Raw genomic sequence first — 16720 nt, 5'->3', positions numbered from 1 at the left:
AAGCACGCGGATGCCGCTTGGGGCGTCCAGATGCAATGGGAGAGGTCATGACAGCAGCAATTCGCGGGTTTTGGGCGGCTGCGCCCACACCGCTGACGACCAGTGGGACCGTGGATCACGCGAAGCTCGCGGGGCACGCCCTCAACCTCTTCAAAACGGGCGTCGACGGCGTCGTGCTGTTCGGCACCACCGGCGAGGGCACCTCATTCGGTATGGCCGAGCGGATCGCGACCGTCGAGGCGTTGCTCAAGGCCGGCGTGGCGTCGTCGCGCATCGGGCTTGGCGGCGGCTTTCCCGCCATCACCGACAGCATTGCACTGGCGCGTTCGGCACTGAGCCTGGGATTGAACCATGTGCTGATCCTGCCGCCCTATTTCGACCGTGACGTCACGCCTGAGGGAATCGAGGATGCGTTCGCCGCGATTTTCGATGCCGTGGCTGACGACCGCCTTCGCGCCACGCTCTATCATATCCCGCAGGTGTCCGGCGTCGCCGTGCCGGTCGCGGTGGCGGCCAGTTTGCGCAAGCGCTACGGCGTTGTCGTCGCAGGTCTCAAGGACTCAAGCGGCGACTTCAGGCAATTCCAGGCGTTTCGTGCCGCCGCGCCCGAGCTTGCGATTACGGTCGGCAACGAAACCGATATCGCCCGCGCCATCGCAGCCGGCGGCGCCGGCACGATCTGCGGAATGGGCAATGTCGTGCCTGGCCTGGTTCAGGTCATGATCAACGGGACCGGCGCGGAAGCGCGCATGCAGGCCGCCATCGACGTCGTCGCCAGCGGGCCGTCGTTCCCCTCGACGTTGAAGGCAATTATCGCCGCGCAGAGCGGCGACGCCGGCTGGCTGCGGGTGCGTCCACCGCTGCGCCAGTGCGCCAACGGCGCGGCCTTGAAGGCGAAGCTGGAGACGTTGATGAGCCCGGAAGTCGCCTGAAGGTCTCAAATCAAGCCGAAGTTCGCGTGGCCGTACGCGACGCTTGAAGCTGCATCGGGCAAGGCCGCACCCTGAAACCTGCGCGCGGCGCGGCGCGGCTCTTGCTCGTTGCCGCGGCGCGGCTCTTGCATGTGGCAAGTCGTGCTCTTGCATGGAGGGTCTGTTTGATGACACCGTGCGGTCGCTTCGGGTAGGGGACACCGACCTGAACACTCTCGTTGCGTTTCGGTATTGGACTTCTCGATGCTGCTTCTGATTGCCCGGCGTCTCGGTCTCGGCCTTCTGGTCGCGCTCACGGTGATGACGCTTGCATTCATGCTGACGCGGCTGTCGGGCGACCTTGCCATTTCAATCGCCGGGCCTTCCGCGACGCAGGCCGACGTCGAAATCATTCGCAAGGCCTACGGCCTCGATCGTCCGCTCTACGTCCAGTTCTTCAGCTGGGTCGGCCGCGCCATGGTCGGCGATTTCGGCCAGAGCTATTTCTTCAAGGACAGCGTTTCCAACCTGATCGCACGACGCCTGCCCATCACGCTTACGCTCGGCCTCGTGGGCCTGAGCCTGGCCCTGATCATCTCGATCCCGCTCGGCATCCTTGCGGCGGTCCGCGAGAACACCTGGCTCGACCGCGGTGTCACCATGTTCACGATGGTGGGGCAGGCGATCCCGAGCTTCTGGCTCGCCCTGATCCTGATGATCGTGCTCGGTCTCAATCTCGGCATCCTGCCGATTTCAGGCACCGGAACCTGGCAGCACTTCGTGATGCCGGGCATCGTGCTCGCTTTTACGGCAATCCCGGCGCTGACGCGGCTCACGCGATCCGGCATGATCGAGGCGATGGCGTCCGACTACATCCGCACCGCACGCGCCAAGGGCCTGTCGCGCGCGCGCATCATCTTCAAGCACGCGCTTCGCAATGCCGCGATCCCTGTCGTGTCGATCGCCGCCGTCCAGCTCGGCTTCATGCTCGGCGGCTCGATCGTTATCGAAACGGTGTTTGCGCTGCATGGCGTCGGCTATCTTGGCTGGGAGAGCATCGCGAAGAATGATTTTCCGGTCGTACAGGCGGTGGTGCTGGTGCTGGCCGCGATCTATATCGGGCTCACGCTGCTTTCCGACATCCTCAATGCGCTGCTTGATCCGAGGCTCCGGACCGGATGAGCGAACCGATTGCAATCCATGCGCCGCTGACGTCGCGGGTCGGCGTGGCCGGCTTCACGGTCGGGATCGTCATCGTCGGCATCATCGCGGTGGCCGCGATAACAGGCAATCAGCTGGTGCCGCATGATGCCTTCACTCAGGACCTCGGCAACCGCCTCAAGCCGCCGTTCTGGATGGAGGGCACTCAGGCCGGGCATCTGCTCGGCACCGATCAGCTCGGCCGCGACTATCTGGCGCGGCTGGTGTACGGCGCGCGCATTTCGCTGTTGATCGGCATCATGACCGTGATCACGTCGGGACTGATCGGCATCACGCTCGGCGTGCTCGGCGGCTTCTTCGGCGGCCGCGTCGACGACGCCGTGCTGTTCGCCATCACCACGCGGCTGTCGATCCCGGTGGTGCTGGTCGCGCTGGCGGTGGTCGGGCTGATGGGGTCGGGGCTAGGCCTCGTCGTCGCAACGCTCGGGCTTCTGTTGTGGGACCGTTTTGCGGTCGTGGCGCGCGCGACCACGATGCAGATTCGCGGCCTCGATTACGTCAACGCCGCCCGCTGCGCCGGCGCCTCGACGTTGCATCTGCTGGTCAAGGAGATATTGCCGAACATCGCGAGCCATCTTGCCGTGGTGGCAACATTGGAGATGGCGCTCGCGATCCTGCTCGAGGCGGCGCTGTCGTTCCTCGGCCTCGGCGTGCCGCCGCCGCTGCCGTCCTGGGGTCTGATGATCGCCGAGGGCAAGGATTACATGTTCTTCTCACCCTGGGTGATCATGGTGCCCGGCGTCGCGCTGTTCATCCTGGTGCTCGGCATCAACCTAGTCGGCGACGGATTGCGCAATCTGCTCGGCTCGGAGCGGTCGCGATGAGCGCATTGCTTGACATCGAGGATCTCGAAGTGACGTTCGGCGGCCGCAGCGCGGCGGTACGCGGCGCCTCGTTGCAGGTCGAGAAGGGCGAGACCCATTGCCTGGTCGGTGAATCCGGCTGCGGCAAATCGGTGACCGCGCTGTCGATCATGAACCTGCTCGCGCGCGGCGGCCGGCGCTCTGCCAAACGCATGAGCTTTGCCGGCACGGACCTCCTTTCGCTGTCCGACCGCGAGATGGCACGCCTGCGCGGCAATCGGATCTCGATGATCTTCCAGGAGCCGATGACCAGCCTCAACCCGGCCTTCACGATCGGCTCGCAAATGGCTGAGGTGCTGACCCGCCACAAGGGCGGCTCGCGCACCGCCGCGCTCGAGCGCGCGGTCGAACTGATGGGCCGCGTCGGTATCACCGCGCCGGAGATGCGGCTCGGCCAGTTCCCGCACCAGCTTTCCGGCGGCTTGCGTCAGCGCGTCATGATCGCGATGGCGTTGATGTGCGATCCCGAGCTGCTGGTCGCCGACGAGCCGACCACCGCGCTCGACGTTACCGTGCAGGCGCAGATCCTGCGGCTGCTGGCGACCTTGAAGCGCGAACTCGGCCTTGCGATCCTCTTGATCACCCATGACCTCGGCATCGTCGCCCGCGTCGCCGACCGGGTGTCGGTGATGTATGCGGGCGAGGTGGTCGAGCGCGCGCCGACCGCGGAATTGTTCCGCAGCCCCCAACACCCCTATACGCGCGGACTGCTGTCCTGCGTGCCGGTGCCGGGCCGGGTGCAGCGCGACCGGCCGCTCGGCTCGATCCCGGGCGTGGTGCCGGCGATTGGACCCGGCTTTGCGGGCTGCGCGTTCCGCTCGCGCTGTTCCCACGCCGACGCCAGCTGCGAACGCGAAATCCCGCGCCGCCAGGCAGGTAGCGCGCACGACTATCTTTGCCGGCTCGCACCGGAATTCTCGGAGCCGCAGCCCGCATGAGCGTCGCGATCGAAGTCCAGAATCTGCGGTGCGAGTTCCGGGTCAACGCCGGCTGGTTCGCGGCGGAAAAACGCGTGATCGCGGTCGACGACGTTACCTTCAGCGTGCCGGCGGGCAGCGTGCTCGGCATTGTCGGCGAATCCGGCTGCGGGAAATCCACCCTCGCGCGGCTGATCCTCGGGCTGCTGAAGCCGACCGCGGGGACCGTGCTGGTCGACGGCAAGCGCCTGTTCGATCTCGACCGCAAGGCGCGGGCGCGATTGATCCAGCCGGTGTTCCAGGATCCGTTCGCCTCGCTCAATCCGCGGCACCGCATCAAGGACATCGTCGCGCTGCCATTGACCGCCCAGGGTACCTTCTCACGCGCGGAAATCGAGCGCCGGGTCGCTCAAATTCTCGAACGCGTCGGGCTTTCGGCGGCGATGGGCGAGCGCATGCCCTCGCAACTCTCCGGCGGACAACGCCAGCGGGCGGCGATTGCCCGTGCGCTGGTGCTCGAGCCGCGGATCGTGATCTGCGACGAGCCGACCAGCGCACTCGACGTTTCCGTGCAGGCGCAAATCCTCAACCTGCTCGCCGATCTGCGCCGCGATCTCGGACTGACCTATCTATTCATCAGCCACAATCTGGCTGTCGTGGAGCATGTCGCGAGCGAGGTCGCGGTGATGTATCTCGGTCGTTTCGTCGAGCGCAACGAAACCGACGCGTTGTTTCGTGCGCCCGGTCATCCCTACACGCAGGCGTTGCTGCAAAGCGTGCTGACGCCGGAGCCGGGCCGCGGCGTGCCCGATATCGGCCTCGGCGACGCCATGCCGGATCCGGCCAATATTCCGCCGGGCTGCCGGTTCAACCCGCGCTGCGGCATCGCCGTCGAACGCTGCCGCCGTGTGGCACCAACGCCCATGGTCCGCGCCCCCCAGGGAATGGTAGAGTGCCATCTGGCATAGTGTGTGCTTGAAATCGGTCTTGCGATCGGAACCAAAGGAGGACGGCATGGGCGTGCAATTGAGATTTGGTGCGGCGATCCTCGCGGCGGCACTGGTCGGTGCCGGTGCTTCCCCGGCGCTGGCGCAGAAGTCCGCCGACACGTTGCGGATCACGATGCGCGCCGCGTTGTCGAACATCGACCCCTACTATAACAACGAGCGCACTGGCGTGGTGATGCACCACCAGGGTTGGGACGGGTTGGTCTACCGCAACCCCGAATCCTTCAAGGTCGAGCCGCTGCTCGCCACCGAGTGGAAGCTGCCGGATACGACCACGATCGAGTTTACGCTCAGGCCCGGCGTCAAATTCCACGACGGCAGCGCGTTCACCGCCGATGACGTCGTCTACACGCTCAATCTCATATCCGATCCCGCGAGCAAGGTGTCGACCCCGGCGAACTACAACTGGATCGACAAGGCAGAGAAGACCGGCGACATGTCGGTTCGCGTCAAACTCAAGCGGCCGACGCCGGCGGCGCTGGATTATTTCGCGATGGTTGTCCCGATCTACCCCAAGGCCTATCGCGAGAAGGTCGGTGCGGAAGCCTATGCCAAGGCGCCGGTCGGCGCCGGCCCCTACAAGATGACCAAGGTCGAGTCGGGCGTCTCCATCGACTTCGAACGCTTCGAGGATTATTGGGCCGGCAGCCCCAAGGGTAAAGCCGCGATCAAGAAGATGAGCGTGCGCTTCGTGCCGGATGCCGCCACCGAAATGACCGAACTGCTCTCCGGTCGTGCGGACTGGATCTGGAATCTGAACCCCGACCAGTTCGATAGCGTCAACAAGTTCCCGAATCTGGCGGCCGTGCGCAAGGAGTCAATGCGGGTAGGCTATCTCTCGCTTGACGCCGCCGGCCGCACCGGCGCCGACAATCCTTTGACCAAGCTCAAGGTGCGCCAGGCGATCTGGCACGCGATCGACCGGCAGACGATTGCCGACAAGCTCGTCACCGGCGGAAGCCGCGTTCCGGGGGCTCCCTGCTTCCCGACTCAATTCGGCTGCAACGGCGAGGCCGCGACGCTTTACGACTACAATCCCGCCAAGGCGAAGCAGCTTCTCGCGGAAGCCGGCTATCCGGATGGCTTCGAAGTCGATCTGGCCAGCTATATATTGCCGCAATGGGGCTCGGCGATTCAGAACTATCTGATGGCGGTCGGCATCCGCGCCAAGCTCAACCAGCTCCAGGTCGGCGCGCTGATACAGCGCGCGAAGGCAGGGGAACTGCGCGCCTATCTCGGCACCTGGGGCAGTTATTCGATCAATGACGTCTCGGCCTTCCTGCCGAACTTCTTTGACGGCGGCGCCGACGATTATGCGCGCGATCCGGACGTGCAGAAATGGCTGATCGAGGGCGGATCGACCAATGACGCTGAAGTGCGCAACAAGGCCTACTCGGCCGTGATCCAGCGCATCACCCAGCAGGCCTATTTCGCGCCGCTGCACACCTATGTGACGACCTACGGCTATTCCAAGCAGCTCGACTTCACCCCCTATTCGGACGAGCTGCCGCGCTTCTATCTGGCGAAATGGAAATAGTAAGAGGTGGCCGGCGCCGGCGCGGCATCGCCGCGCCGGTTTAGCCCACTGGCGTCATCGGTTTCGAAGCGTCTAGAATGCCCGAATCTCGGCGCGGGATTCGGGACTACGAATGGCGGGCCTGCTCAGTCGGCGTGATGCGTTGTTGCGGAGCGCAGGGCTTGCGGCAGCAAGCCTGGTTCCTGGTGCCGGCTTTGCCGCACCTGTCCGCAAGCCGGTTTCCGGCGAGGCGATCGACGCCGCGTTGCAGGCGAAGGTCGCGGCGAGGGAAATCCCCGGCGTGGTCGCGATGGCCGCGAACGAAAGCTCGGTCGTCTATCAGGGCGCGTTCGGCGCGCGCAATGTCGCGGCCGCAATGCCAATGTCACCAGATACGGTTTTTCGTATTGCCTCGATGGTCAAGCTGCTGACGTCGGTGGCCGCGTTGCAGCTGGTCGAGCGCGGCAAACTGAAACTGGATGAGCCATCAGCCAATATCGATCCGACGCTTGCCGCGCCCCAGGTCCTTGAGGGATTCGATGCCAAAGGCGTTCCGCAGCTGCGACCGGCGCACAAGCCGATCACGCTGCGCAACCTGCTGACGCACACATCCGGCTTCAGCTACCCGCTGTGGGATCCGAATGTGGTTCGCTACCAGAAAGCGGCGCGGGCCGATCCGGCCCTGCCGCGCCGGCCGCTGATGTTCGAGCCGGGCGCACGATGGGCCTATGGCGGCAGTATCGACAATGTCAGCCAGCTGGTTGAGATCGCCAGCGGGCAAAGCATCGATCGCTATTTCAGTGAACACATCACCGGCCCGCTCGGCATGAACGACACCGGCTTTGTCATCACCGAGCAGCAGCGTGCCCGTCAGGCCAGCCTGCATGTGCGCGACGCAGGCGGAAAGCTCGTCCCGAAACCGTTCGAGAAGCTGGCCCCGACAGCAGCCTTTTCCGGCGGCGGCGGCATCTATTCGACCGCGCCGGACTATCTTGTCCTGCTGCAGGCGTTGCTGAACGGCGGACGTTTTCGCGGCACAAGCCTGTTGCGGCCGGATACCGTCGCAATGATGTCGACCAACCAGATCGGCAGTATCGAAGCAGGAATTCTGAAGACGGCCAATCCCGCGCTTTCAAATGACGTGGATTTTTTCCCGGGGGTCCATCTGCGCTGGGGGCTCGGCCATATGATCAATGTCGATCCGGTCCGCGAGGGCCGCGCGGCCGGCAGTCTCACCTGGGCCGGCCTGTTCAATACCTATTACTGGATCGATCCGAAGAAACGCATTGCGGGCGTGATCATGATGCAGATCCTGCCCTTCGTCGACAAACAGGCGCTGGTGGCCTACCGGCAGTTCGAGCGCGGGATTTATCGCGCGCTGGGGGCAGCCTAGTCACCTCCGGGTGACTGCCATTCCGCCGACGTAGATGTGATCGAAACGCGCCTATGGCGGGCAGTTCGTGGATCGAAAATATGATAGACCGCCGTCATTCCCATCCGAAAACAGGTAACACGCTCACCATGAACCTCGATATGACCCGCCGCACCTTGCTGCATCTCGCCGGCGCCTCCTCACTCGCGGCGGCCGCCGCGGCCGCGGCGCGCGCCGAGCAGGGTGGTAGCGGCGGTGGGCCGACTTTCGCCAACCGCACGCCGATGCGGATCGGCATGGTGACGATCCGGGTCCGCAAGCTCGATGTGGTGGCGGACTATTACCGCGACGTGCTCGGGCTTGCCGTGATGGAACGCTCGGCCACCGGCGCGGTGCTCGGCGCCGGCGGGGTGAAATTGCTGGCGCTCGAGGCTCGCCCGGATGCCGCGAACGAAGCCCGCAACGCAGCCGGGCTCTATCACACCGCCTTCCTGATGCCGACGCGCAAGGATCTCGCGCGCTGGCTGGTCAATGCGGCGATCCACCGCGTGCCGCTGTCGGGCTTTGCCGATCACCGCGTCAGCGAATCCGTCTATCTCGACGACCCCGAGGGCAATGGCATCGAGGTCTATGCCGATCGCGATCCCTCGCTCTGGCAATGGAGCGAGGGCACCGTGACGATGGGAACCGACCAGCTCGATATCGACAACCTCGTCTCGCTCACCAATACCAACGTCAGCGATTATGCAAAGGCGCCGGACGGCTTGCGCATCGGCCACATGCATCTGCGCGTCGGCGATCTCGCCAAGGCCGACGGCTTCTACCGCGGCACGCTCGGCTTCGATCCGACGCGGGCGCGCAGCGGCGCCGCGTTCCTGTCCTCGGGGCGCTACCATCACCATCTCGGTCTCAACGTCTGGCAAAGTGCCGGCGCCGGCCGCCGTGACGACGCGGCCACCGGCCTCGCCTGGTTTTCGCTGGAGATCGAGAAGGCGGATCTGTTCACGGCAAAGGAAGAACGCCTGCGTCAGGCCGGCGTCCAGGTCGCATCTGTTGCCGGTGGCCTCGAGGCCGCCGACCCCTGGGGCACGCGCGTGCGCCTCGTCAAGGTCTGAGCCATCAGGCGGGAGCAGATGCGATGGATGCCGTGCTTCCTTTTCGTACCATGGCCTACAACAATGGCTGGGCCAATCATCGCCTGCTGACCGCCTGTGCAGCGCTCTCGCAGGCGGATTTCACCGCGCCGCGCACCGGCTTCTTTCCGAGCCTGCGCGCCACCCTCAATCACATCCTGATCATCGACCGCTTTTACATCGATGCTCTGGAAGGTGGCACTCTTGGGCCGGCGGCCTGGGCCAACGAGGAGCCGTGCGAAACCGTCAGCATTCTCCGCGACGCGCAAGGCGAGATGGACCGCCGGTTGATCACCTTCGTCGAGCGCCTCGGCGCTGAAGATCTCGATCGCATCGTCAACGTTCACCGCGGCAGTCGCATTCAGCATGAGCGAATGGACCGGCTGCTGCTGCATCTGTTCCAGCACCAGATCCATCATCGCGGCCAGGCGCATGCGATGTTGAGCGCAACCGGTGTCCGTCCGCCGCAGCTCGACGAGTTCTTTGCCGCGGAAGAGGCGCCGCTGCGCGCAGGCGAGTTCGCGGAGCTCGGCTGGAGCGAGGATCAGGTCTGGCGCCGCTGAGTTACGGCCGCGCCGTCTAGAGCATTTTCCAGCGAAGTGGACACCGGTTCGCGTCAAGAAAACGCGTCAAATAAAGAATCTAGAGCCCCGTTCCGATCCAATCGGAACGGAACAGGCTCTAGTCGCGACATCCATCCAGAAACAATTGGACCGCGGCCGTGACGCGCTCACGCAGGTCCTTTTCCGACCTGACGGTCTTGCCGCTGAGGATCGCGGTGCGGGCGGGGCCATCGACCACCGCGTAGAGGAATTGCTCGGCGGCGAAACGCGCATCCGTCGTTGATCGGATCTGGCCGTCGCGCATGGCGTTGGAGAAAATGTCGGCAATCAGCTCCCGCGCGTGATTGGCGTTCTCGTGGCAGGCGAGGGCCAACTCCGGAAACTGATGCGCTTCTGAGGTGATGAGCCGGTCCAGCGCGATCGCCGCCGGCGCCAGCGCACGCTTTGAAAGCTCGATGCCGATCCGGACCAGGGTTGCTTCGATCGGCGCGTCGCGGTTGGATTCAGTGACTTCGGGCGCCAGGAGATCGTTCACCCCTTTGTGGATGACAGCCGCAAACAGCTCTTCCTTGGAAGCGAAGCGGGCGTAGAAGGTCTGCTTCGAGACCCGCGCCGTCGCCGCGATGAGATCGATGCTGACCGCCTCAAAACTCGATTCCAAAAACAGCCGTGTCGCCACGTCGACAAGGTGCCCGGTGATCTGTCCGGCCTGCTCCTTGGTCGGCCGTCCGCTGTGTCGTCGCACGGTCTTGGCCGGCTTTGCCTTGGTGACATTCATCTAGCTGGTTCTCTCCGGGGCATTTGCCCGCGCGGCCTGTCCGGCTGCGCGGTCGCATCGTCAGATACTTCTCATACCGGCTTGCGTCCGGCTACGGAAGTGTATAATAGTACGGTATCGTTTGATTAATTGCGCAGGACGTTTCGGGCGGCGGCAGCCGTTCGGGGCGAGCGGAAACCTGCGCCCGCGCCCCGAAAGGAACTGGAAATGAAGCTGCTGACGTTGATTTCCCGGACGATACTGCGCACCGCGCTCGCACTATTTCAGATACTGATCGCGGGGCCCGGCAACGCCGCCGGAGCGGCCGATCCAAGCGGCACCTGGCTTACGCAAGATGGCCGCGCGCGCGTTCGCATCGAGCGCTGCGGTGCCAGGCTGGAACAGGTTTGCGGCTTTATCGTCTGGATGAAGGAGCCGGTGGACGCGAACGGGCAGCCGCTGAAGGATCAGAACAATCCGGACCCCGCGAAGCGGTCGCGGCCGCTTCTCGGTCACCAGCTGATCCTGGGTCTGAAGCCCGTCGTTGAAGGACGTTTCAACGGTCAGATATACAATGCCGAGAACGGCAAGAGCTACGAAATCTCGCTATCGCGCGGCGCCAGGGACCTCAACGTCACCGGCTGCATGCTGTCGATTCTGTGCGCCACCCAGACCTGGACCCAGACCACGAATGCCTTGCCCGGCCAGTTGGTCGGTATGACCGGCGATCCCACCGGACCCAGGGCGGACAGGGAGTGGGCGCAGGCGAATCCACCGACAATGGCAAGAGCCGCAAAATAGAACCGGCGATTCAATTCGCGCCGTTTCGATCTGCTTCGCTGACGCTTACCCAACATATCCAAACTGGAGTTTGAAATGTCTGCCCTCTCGCGAGCGGACCGCCGTCTGGCGGCCCTGGCCCTTGCTGCTGCCTTGAGCGGATGCGCCAGCGTGACACCGATCCCTTATTCGGAAATGGCTTCATCGTCCTATCTTGCGCCAAATCCATCCGATCCGTCCGGGCGAATTCCGTATCGCTACTCGACCGACGTGGACTGGCGCCCCTACAACAAGGTGATTCTCGATCCGGTCGTGATCTACCGGGGTCCGGACCAGCAATTCGGCGAGCTGTCCGGAACCGACAAGACCACGCTCGCGAACTATATGCGGACGCGGTTCGCGAAAGAGCTGGGCGGCCGCTTCACGCTTACAAGTCAGCGTGCGCCAAACACGTTGCGCGTGCGGTTGACGCTGACGGGGGCCGTCGCCAACACGCCGGTGCTCGGCACGCTGTCGCGGTTCGATGTTGCCGGCCTGGTCTATAACGGCGTGCAGACCGCGCGTGACGGGGAGGGATCGCTGACAGGCTCGGTCGTCTATGCCGTCGAAATCTTCGACGCGGGAACGTCACGGCTGCTCAGCGCCTTCGTCACCAAGCAATATCCGAGCCCGTATGACGTCAAGGCCAGCGTGGGACGGCTGACGGCGGCAGAGGCCGGGATCGACAAGGGCGCCGAAGCACTGATGGCGCAATTGCAATGATGACACATCGTATCGGCGGGCTTCCTTCATTCGCCACGCAGTCCCGACGGTTCACAGATCCTCAGATGATCGTTGGAAGTCATAGCCGCAAGAAGCCGTGCACCCGGCAAATCGTTCGCTGGATCACCGAACAAGCGACGGTACTTGATGACGGCGTCGCTTTGCTCGATGGTTTCTGCAAGGCCTTGCGCGATCAGGCGCTGCCGCTCTGGCGCATGAGCGTGGTGACCAACGCGCTCGATCCGTCCGTGCGCGGGTTCAGCTTCGACTGGCACAGCGACCGCGGCGCATCGCTGGCCTCCGCAAGCTATGGCGCCGAGGATTTCGACGCGTTCGAACGTAGTCCGCTCCACGCGTTGCTGGCCGACGGCCGGACCTTCGCCCGATGGCGTCTTGGGGATGATCTGAATGCCGCAAGCGCTGTTCCCGAACTCATCGACCTGCGCGCGGAAGGCGGCACCGATTATGTCCTGCATCTGATCTGGTTCGCGCCGGGAACCGCGCTGAAAGGCGTCGCCATTTCGTTCGCGACCGACGCGCCGTCCGGTTTCAGCGACGACGACATGGCTGTGCTGGACGAAGTGCTTCCCGCGCTCGGGCTTGCCATCTGCAAACTCAGCCTCTCGCGGACATTGCAGGAAGCGCTCGCGACCTATCTCGGCTCGGAGACGAGCACGCGGGTGCTCGAAGGCAATATTCGCCGCGGTGAAGGCAAGACGGTTGCCGCCGCGATCCTGCTGGCCGATTTCCGTGGCTTCACGACCCTCACGGACCAGGACGATCCTGTGAAGGTCGTCGGTTGGCTGGACGAGCACTTCGATGCCATTGGCGAGCCCGTCACGCGCTGCGGCGGCGAAATCCTGAAATTCATGGGAGACGGCTTCCTGGCGATCTTTCCGGTGTCGGATCCGAAGAATCAGCCGTGCGCGACCTGTGGCGTTGCGCTGGATGCCGCGGACTGGGCGCTGGCATCCAACCGTGCCTTGAATGAGCGACGTCGCCAGGCGGGACTGCCGCAATTGGAGGTCCATCTGGCCTTGCATTTCGGTCAGGTCGTCTACGGCAATGTCGGGACCAGCCGGCGGCTCGACTTCACGGTGATCGGCCGCGCGGTGAACGAAGCCAGCCGGATCGAGGAACTGTGCGACGACGCAGGCCGCCCTGTGCTGGTCTCCGATACGTTCGCAGAACGTTGTGCGCGTCCGCTGCAGCTGGTCGGCACGTTTGCCCTGCGCGGACTTGAGCGCAGGCAGCAGATCTGGGCGCCTGCAGATGATTCCGTAAACTGTCGCTAAAACTGCGGCGGCAGCTGTGCGGCGACCTCGCGCGCGGCGATGCCCATGTCGTTCGCCAGCGCCAGCGAGCGTGCACGATCGAGCTGGCTGCCGAGGCCGACGGCGGCGATCGTGTGCGAGATCGTGCCCTGGCTGTTCAGAACCGGCACCGCCACGATGGTGACGCCGTCGATGTAATTGCCGCGATCGATGCTGAAACCCTGGCGGCGCACCTGTTCGACTTCCTTGCGCCAGGAATCGTAGCTCGGCGCATTGTGCCAGCGCAGCAGGCGAAATCGCTTCTCGATCTCCTTCTGCGGTTGCCCGCAAAACGCGGCGACGCATCGCCCCGTGGCGCTGATCAGCGCGGGAAACCGGCTTCCGACATCGACATGCAGGCGCACCGGCGCCTGGCTGCGGGCAAGGGCGATCACGATCATGTTGTCGAGGTCGGGCACTTCGACGCCGATCGCCATGACGCCGTAGCGGTGTGAGAGATCATCCAGCTTCGGCCGCACCAGGTTCGGAAAGTCGCTGTTCTCGAGCACGGCGCGCGCCAGCGGCAGCATGCCGACACCGAGCCTGTAGCGCTTGGTCAAGGGATCGACCTGCAGCAGGTCTTCGGCAACGAGCGCGCGCGCGATGTGCAGCGCGGTGCTGGGCACCAGTTCGAGACTCTCCGCAATCGCCTTGAGGCTTTGCGGCGAACGGCTGCGGCTTAGCAGCCGCAGAATGGCGATGGCGCGGGTGACGGCAGGTACCGCGCGGACCCGCGGCGATTTGGGATTCGGCATGATTGTCTCTGTACAACAATGATTGCGGCGCAACAACGAGGCGAGATTGATTGTATATATACAATCATAAACGCTATTTGACAATTAGTTCGACTTCGGTATTTTGCCGCCATGACCAAGCTGACCTACTTCACGAGCTACGCGGATGCGCAGGCGGAATTTTCGTCCGCCAGACTCTGGGAACTATTCGCGGGCAATCGCGAACGCCTGAACATCGCCCATGAATGCATCGACCGGCATGCCGGGCGCTCCAATCCGGCTGTCATTGTCGTTCACGCCGACGGGCCGGATGAACTGTTGTGCTTTCGCGAGATCTCGGAAGCCTCGTCTCGCTTCGCCCATTATCTGGAAGACGAGGGCGTCAAGCCCGGCGATCGCGTGGCGATCATGCTGGAGCCGTCGCGGGCGTTCTATGTGGCGGTGTTCGGCACGATGAAGGCGGGCGCCGTCGCCGTGCCCTTGTTCACGCTGTTCGGACCCGATGGCGTCAAGCTGCGCGTCAACGATTGCACGCCGCAACTGATTGTGACGAACGCCGAAAAGGCGCCAAGCCTGGACGGCATGGAAGCGAAAATCGTGGTCGCCGACGATGCGTTCCTGAAAGGACTTGAGCGCTTCTCACCGCACTTTACGCCCAACACGGCGGCCGACGCGCTGGCGCTGTTCCAATATACGTCGGGGACGACGCGCGAGCTTCCCGAGGCGGTCAAGCACACCCATCGTGCGATCGTGACGCTGATGGTGGCGGCGCTGTACGGCACCGGCCTTCGTCCTGGCGATCGTTTCATCTGCCCGTCGTCGCCGGCATGGGGCCATGGTCTCTGGCACGGCACGCTGGCGCCGCTGGCGCTCGGCATCACCATTGGCGCCTATGCCGGCAAGTTCAATCCGGAGCGGCTGCTGGCGGCGCTGCAGCAGCACCAGTTCACCAACATCTCGGCGGCCGCCACGCATTATCGCATGATGCGGAATTCCGGCGCGGCGCCGAATTATCGCTACGCCATCGAGAAACTGTCCTTCACCGGCGAGCCGATCGACAGCGAGACCGCTTCGTTCGTCGAGGACATTTTTGGCCGGCCGGCCTGCAGCATGTACGGCACCACCGAGATCGGCGTGATCCTGGTGAGCTATCCCGGCGCCGGCGATTTCGTCGTCAAGCCCGGTTCATTGGGTAAACCGATTCCCGGCGGGCGCGTCGAGGTCCACGATGCCGAGGGCCGGCAATGCCCGCCCGGCGTCGCCGGCGAACTGAAGGTCTGGCGCCACGGACAGTGGATCGCGACCAAGGATCTCGGCCGCATCGACGAGGACGGTTACTTCTATCACGGCGGCCGCGCCGACGATGTGATCATCTCCGCCGGCTGGACCATGAGCGCCGTCGAAATCGAGGATGCGATCCTCAAGCATCCGCAAGTGCGTGAGGCGGCCGCGATCGGCGTCGCCGATCCGCTGCGCGGGCAAGTCGTGAAAGCCTTCGTCGTCACCGACCGGGCTGGCGATGAGGCGTTCCAGCACGAGATCCAGGACGTCGTGCGCCAGCGCCTCAGCCATCACGAATATCCGCGCGTCGTCAGTTTCGTCACCGAACTGCCCAAGACACCGGCCGGCAAGGTCAACCGCAAGGTGCTGCGCGACCGCGAGCAGGCCATCACGAAATCAGAAGCCAGATAGAGGCAAGAGCCTGAAGGAAGGAACGTCACATGCTCGATACCGTTGAAACCAGATTTCCGAAGATCACCGAGGACGGCCTCGACGATCTGCGCAAGCGCATCGGCGTCTCGATCGGCGTCACCGCCGAGCCATGGTGCTACGAGGCGACGCGCGACAACATCCGTCACTACGCGCATGGCATCGGCGATGACAATCCGCTGTGGTGCGACCCTGATTACGCCGCCAAGACCAACCATGGCGGCATCATCGCGCTGCCGAGCTTCCTGTTCTCGACCAGCCGCATCGTGTCAGGTTATGTCGGCGGTTTGCCCGGTGTCCACGCGATGTGGTCGGGCGCCGACTGGACCTGGCACAAGCCTGTCCGTCGCAACGACGTGATTTCGACCGAGGCCAAGCTGAAGGACCTCGTCGAGCACCAGACGCGCTTTGCCGGCCGCGCAATCCAGCAGACCTATCATGTCGATTTCTTCAACCAGCAGGGCGACCTCGTCGCCGAGGCGGATAGCTGGTGCTTCCGCACCGAGCGCGACCACGCGCGCGAGCAGGGCACCAAGTACAAGGAGGTCAAGGCCCGCGCGCCGCGCCGTTACAGCGAGCAGGAACTGGCCGAGGCCTACAAGCTCTATGCCGAGGAGCGGATTCAGGGTTCGCGCAAGCGCTACTGGCAGGACGTCACCGAGGGTGAGGCGCTGCCCGTGATGTTCAAGGGACCGATGACGGTCACCGGCTTCATCGCCTATGCGCAGGGTTGGGGCGGCCTTTACATCCGCGCCAACAAGCTCGCCTGGAAACTGCAGGACGCCCACCGCGGTCTCGGTATTCCCAACCGCTTCAATATTCCTGACTGTCCCGAGCGCGTGCATTGGGAAGAGGAGTTCGCGCTCGAGGTCGGTGCGCCCGGCGCCTACGACTATGGTCCGGAACGCTGCTCCTGGCTGACCCATCACCTCACCAACTGGATGGGCGACGACGGCTTCCTGCGCCGTGCGACCTGCAAGATCCGACGGCACAATCCCGAAGGCGATTTGCTGTTCATCAGGGGCAAGGTGAAGCGCAAATTCGTCGAGGGCGGACGTCACCTCGTCGAGATCGAGCAGGAAGCCCACAACCAGGACAATGAAGTATCGGTCCTCGGAACCGGCATCGTGGAACTGCCAAGCCGCACCTGATCACGCGTCC

16 protein-coding genes are annotated in these 16720 nt (G+C 64.2%); 14 read left to right on the top strand and 2 right to left on the bottom strand.

From position 1 onward, the window contains the following. Nucleotides 1-47: 47 nt before the first annotated feature. The 9 genes from JQ611_RS13630 to JQ611_RS13590 all read left to right on the top strand — a co-directional run bounded on the left by JQ611_RS13630 (nucleotide 48) and on the right by JQ611_RS13590 (nucleotide 9503). Nucleotides 48-932, top strand: a complete 885-nt coding sequence (locus JQ611_RS13630; RefSeq protein WP_212465722.1) for a dihydrodipicolinate synthase family protein — start codon at nucleotides 48-50, stop codon at nucleotides 930-932. Nucleotides 933-1175: 243 nt separating this feature from the next. Next, nucleotides 1176-2093 (top strand): ABC transporter permease, encoded by a 918-nt coding sequence (locus JQ611_RS13625; RefSeq protein ID WP_212263424.1) that lies wholly within the window; start codon nucleotides 1176-1178, stop codon nucleotides 2091-2093. Beyond that, on the top strand, nucleotides 2090-2956 hold the full coding sequence (locus JQ611_RS13620) for an ABC transporter permease (RefSeq protein ID WP_212263425.1): 867 nt from the start codon (nucleotides 2090-2092) through the stop codon (nucleotides 2954-2956). Before JQ611_RS13625 ends, JQ611_RS13620 begins: the two co-directional genes overlap by 4 nt. After that, nucleotides 2953-3933, top strand: coding sequence for an ABC transporter ATP-binding protein (locus JQ611_RS13615; protein ID WP_212263426.1), 981 nt, complete (start codon nucleotides 2953-2955; stop codon nucleotides 3931-3933). Before JQ611_RS13620 ends, JQ611_RS13615 begins: the two co-directional genes overlap by 4 nt. Then, nucleotides 3930-4880: an ABC transporter ATP-binding protein gene (locus JQ611_RS13610; RefSeq protein WP_212032730.1), complete on the top strand. Its 951-nt coding sequence runs from the start codon at nucleotides 3930-3932 to the stop codon at nucleotides 4878-4880. The genes JQ611_RS13615 and JQ611_RS13610 overlap by 4 nt, the downstream gene beginning before the upstream one ends. A 46-nt stretch (nucleotides 4881-4926) precedes the next feature. Further along, complete coding sequence (locus JQ611_RS13605) at nucleotides 4927-6456, top strand: ABC transporter substrate-binding protein (RefSeq protein ID WP_212390506.1); 1530 nt, start codon at nucleotides 4927-4929, stop codon at nucleotides 6454-6456. Between the two features lie 112 nt (nucleotides 6457-6568). Beyond that, nucleotides 6569-7828, top strand: a complete 1260-nt coding sequence (locus JQ611_RS13600) for a serine hydrolase (protein WP_212465721.1) — start codon at nucleotides 6569-6571, stop codon at nucleotides 7826-7828. A gap of 128 nt (nucleotides 7829-7956) precedes the next feature. Then, entirely contained in the window at nucleotides 7957-8922 is a 966-nt protein-coding gene (locus JQ611_RS13595; RefSeq protein WP_212263519.1) for a VOC family protein, read from the top strand. A gap of 23 nt (nucleotides 8923-8945) precedes the next feature. Further along, nucleotides 8946-9503, top strand: a complete 558-nt coding sequence (locus JQ611_RS13590) for a DinB family protein (protein ID WP_212465720.1) — start codon at nucleotides 8946-8948, stop codon at nucleotides 9501-9503. Between the two features lie 118 nt (nucleotides 9504-9621). Here JQ611_RS13590 and JQ611_RS13585 read toward each other — a convergent pair whose 3' ends face one another. Further along, complete coding sequence (locus JQ611_RS13585; protein WP_212390502.1) at nucleotides 9622-10281, bottom strand: TetR/AcrR family transcriptional regulator; 660 nt, start codon at nucleotides 10279-10281, stop codon at nucleotides 9622-9624. A gap of 207 nt (nucleotides 10282-10488) precedes the next feature. Here JQ611_RS13585 and JQ611_RS13580 point away from each other — a divergent pair, with 207 nt between their 5' ends. From JQ611_RS13580 to JQ611_RS13570, 3 genes are all read left to right on the top strand, one after another. Then, nucleotides 10489-11061, top strand: a complete 573-nt coding sequence (locus JQ611_RS13580; protein ID WP_212465719.1) for a DUF2147 domain-containing protein — start codon at nucleotides 10489-10491, stop codon at nucleotides 11059-11061. A 75-nt stretch (nucleotides 11062-11136) separates the two neighbouring features. Next, the gene (locus JQ611_RS13575) at nucleotides 11137-11802 is read left to right on the top strand and encodes a DUF3313 domain-containing protein (RefSeq protein WP_212263431.1); all 666 of its coding nucleotides are present in this window, start codon (nucleotides 11137-11139) and stop codon (nucleotides 11800-11802) included. A gap of 65 nt (nucleotides 11803-11867) precedes the next feature. Continuing rightward, complete coding sequence (locus JQ611_RS13570) at nucleotides 11868-13097, top strand: adenylate/guanylate cyclase domain-containing protein (protein ID WP_212465718.1); 1230 nt, start codon at nucleotides 11868-11870, stop codon at nucleotides 13095-13097. On the opposite strand, the gene JQ611_RS13565 is transcribed toward JQ611_RS13570, so the two are convergent. After that, the gene (locus JQ611_RS13565; RefSeq protein WP_212263433.1) at nucleotides 13094-13870 is read right to left on the bottom strand and encodes an IclR family transcriptional regulator; all 777 of its coding nucleotides are present in this window, start codon (nucleotides 13868-13870) and stop codon (nucleotides 13094-13096) included. The genes JQ611_RS13570 and JQ611_RS13565 overlap by 4 nt on opposite strands. Before the next feature lie 111 nt (nucleotides 13871-13981). Between JQ611_RS13565 and JQ611_RS13560 the strand changes: the two genes are divergently transcribed. Both JQ611_RS13560 and JQ611_RS13555 read left to right on the top strand, forming a co-directional pair. Further along, a complete protein-coding gene (locus JQ611_RS13560) occupies nucleotides 13982-15541 on the top strand; it encodes an acyl-CoA synthetase (RefSeq protein WP_212465717.1) in 1560 nt (519 codons plus the stop codon). Nucleotides 15542-15570: 29 nt separating this feature from the next. Then, complete coding sequence (locus tag JQ611_RS13555; protein ID WP_212465716.1) at nucleotides 15571-16710, top strand: MaoC family dehydratase N-terminal domain-containing protein; 1140 nt, start codon at nucleotides 15571-15573, stop codon at nucleotides 16708-16710. The last annotated feature ends 10 nt before the right edge of the window (nucleotides 16711-16720 follow it).

Origin of the sequence: Bradyrhizobium sp. AUGA SZCCT0182, from assembly GCF_018130185.1 — a bacterium.
Lineage (GTDB): Bacteria > Pseudomonadota > Alphaproteobacteria > Rhizobiales > Xanthobacteraceae > Bradyrhizobium.
This window is presented reverse-complemented; position numbering and strand designations above follow the sequence as displayed.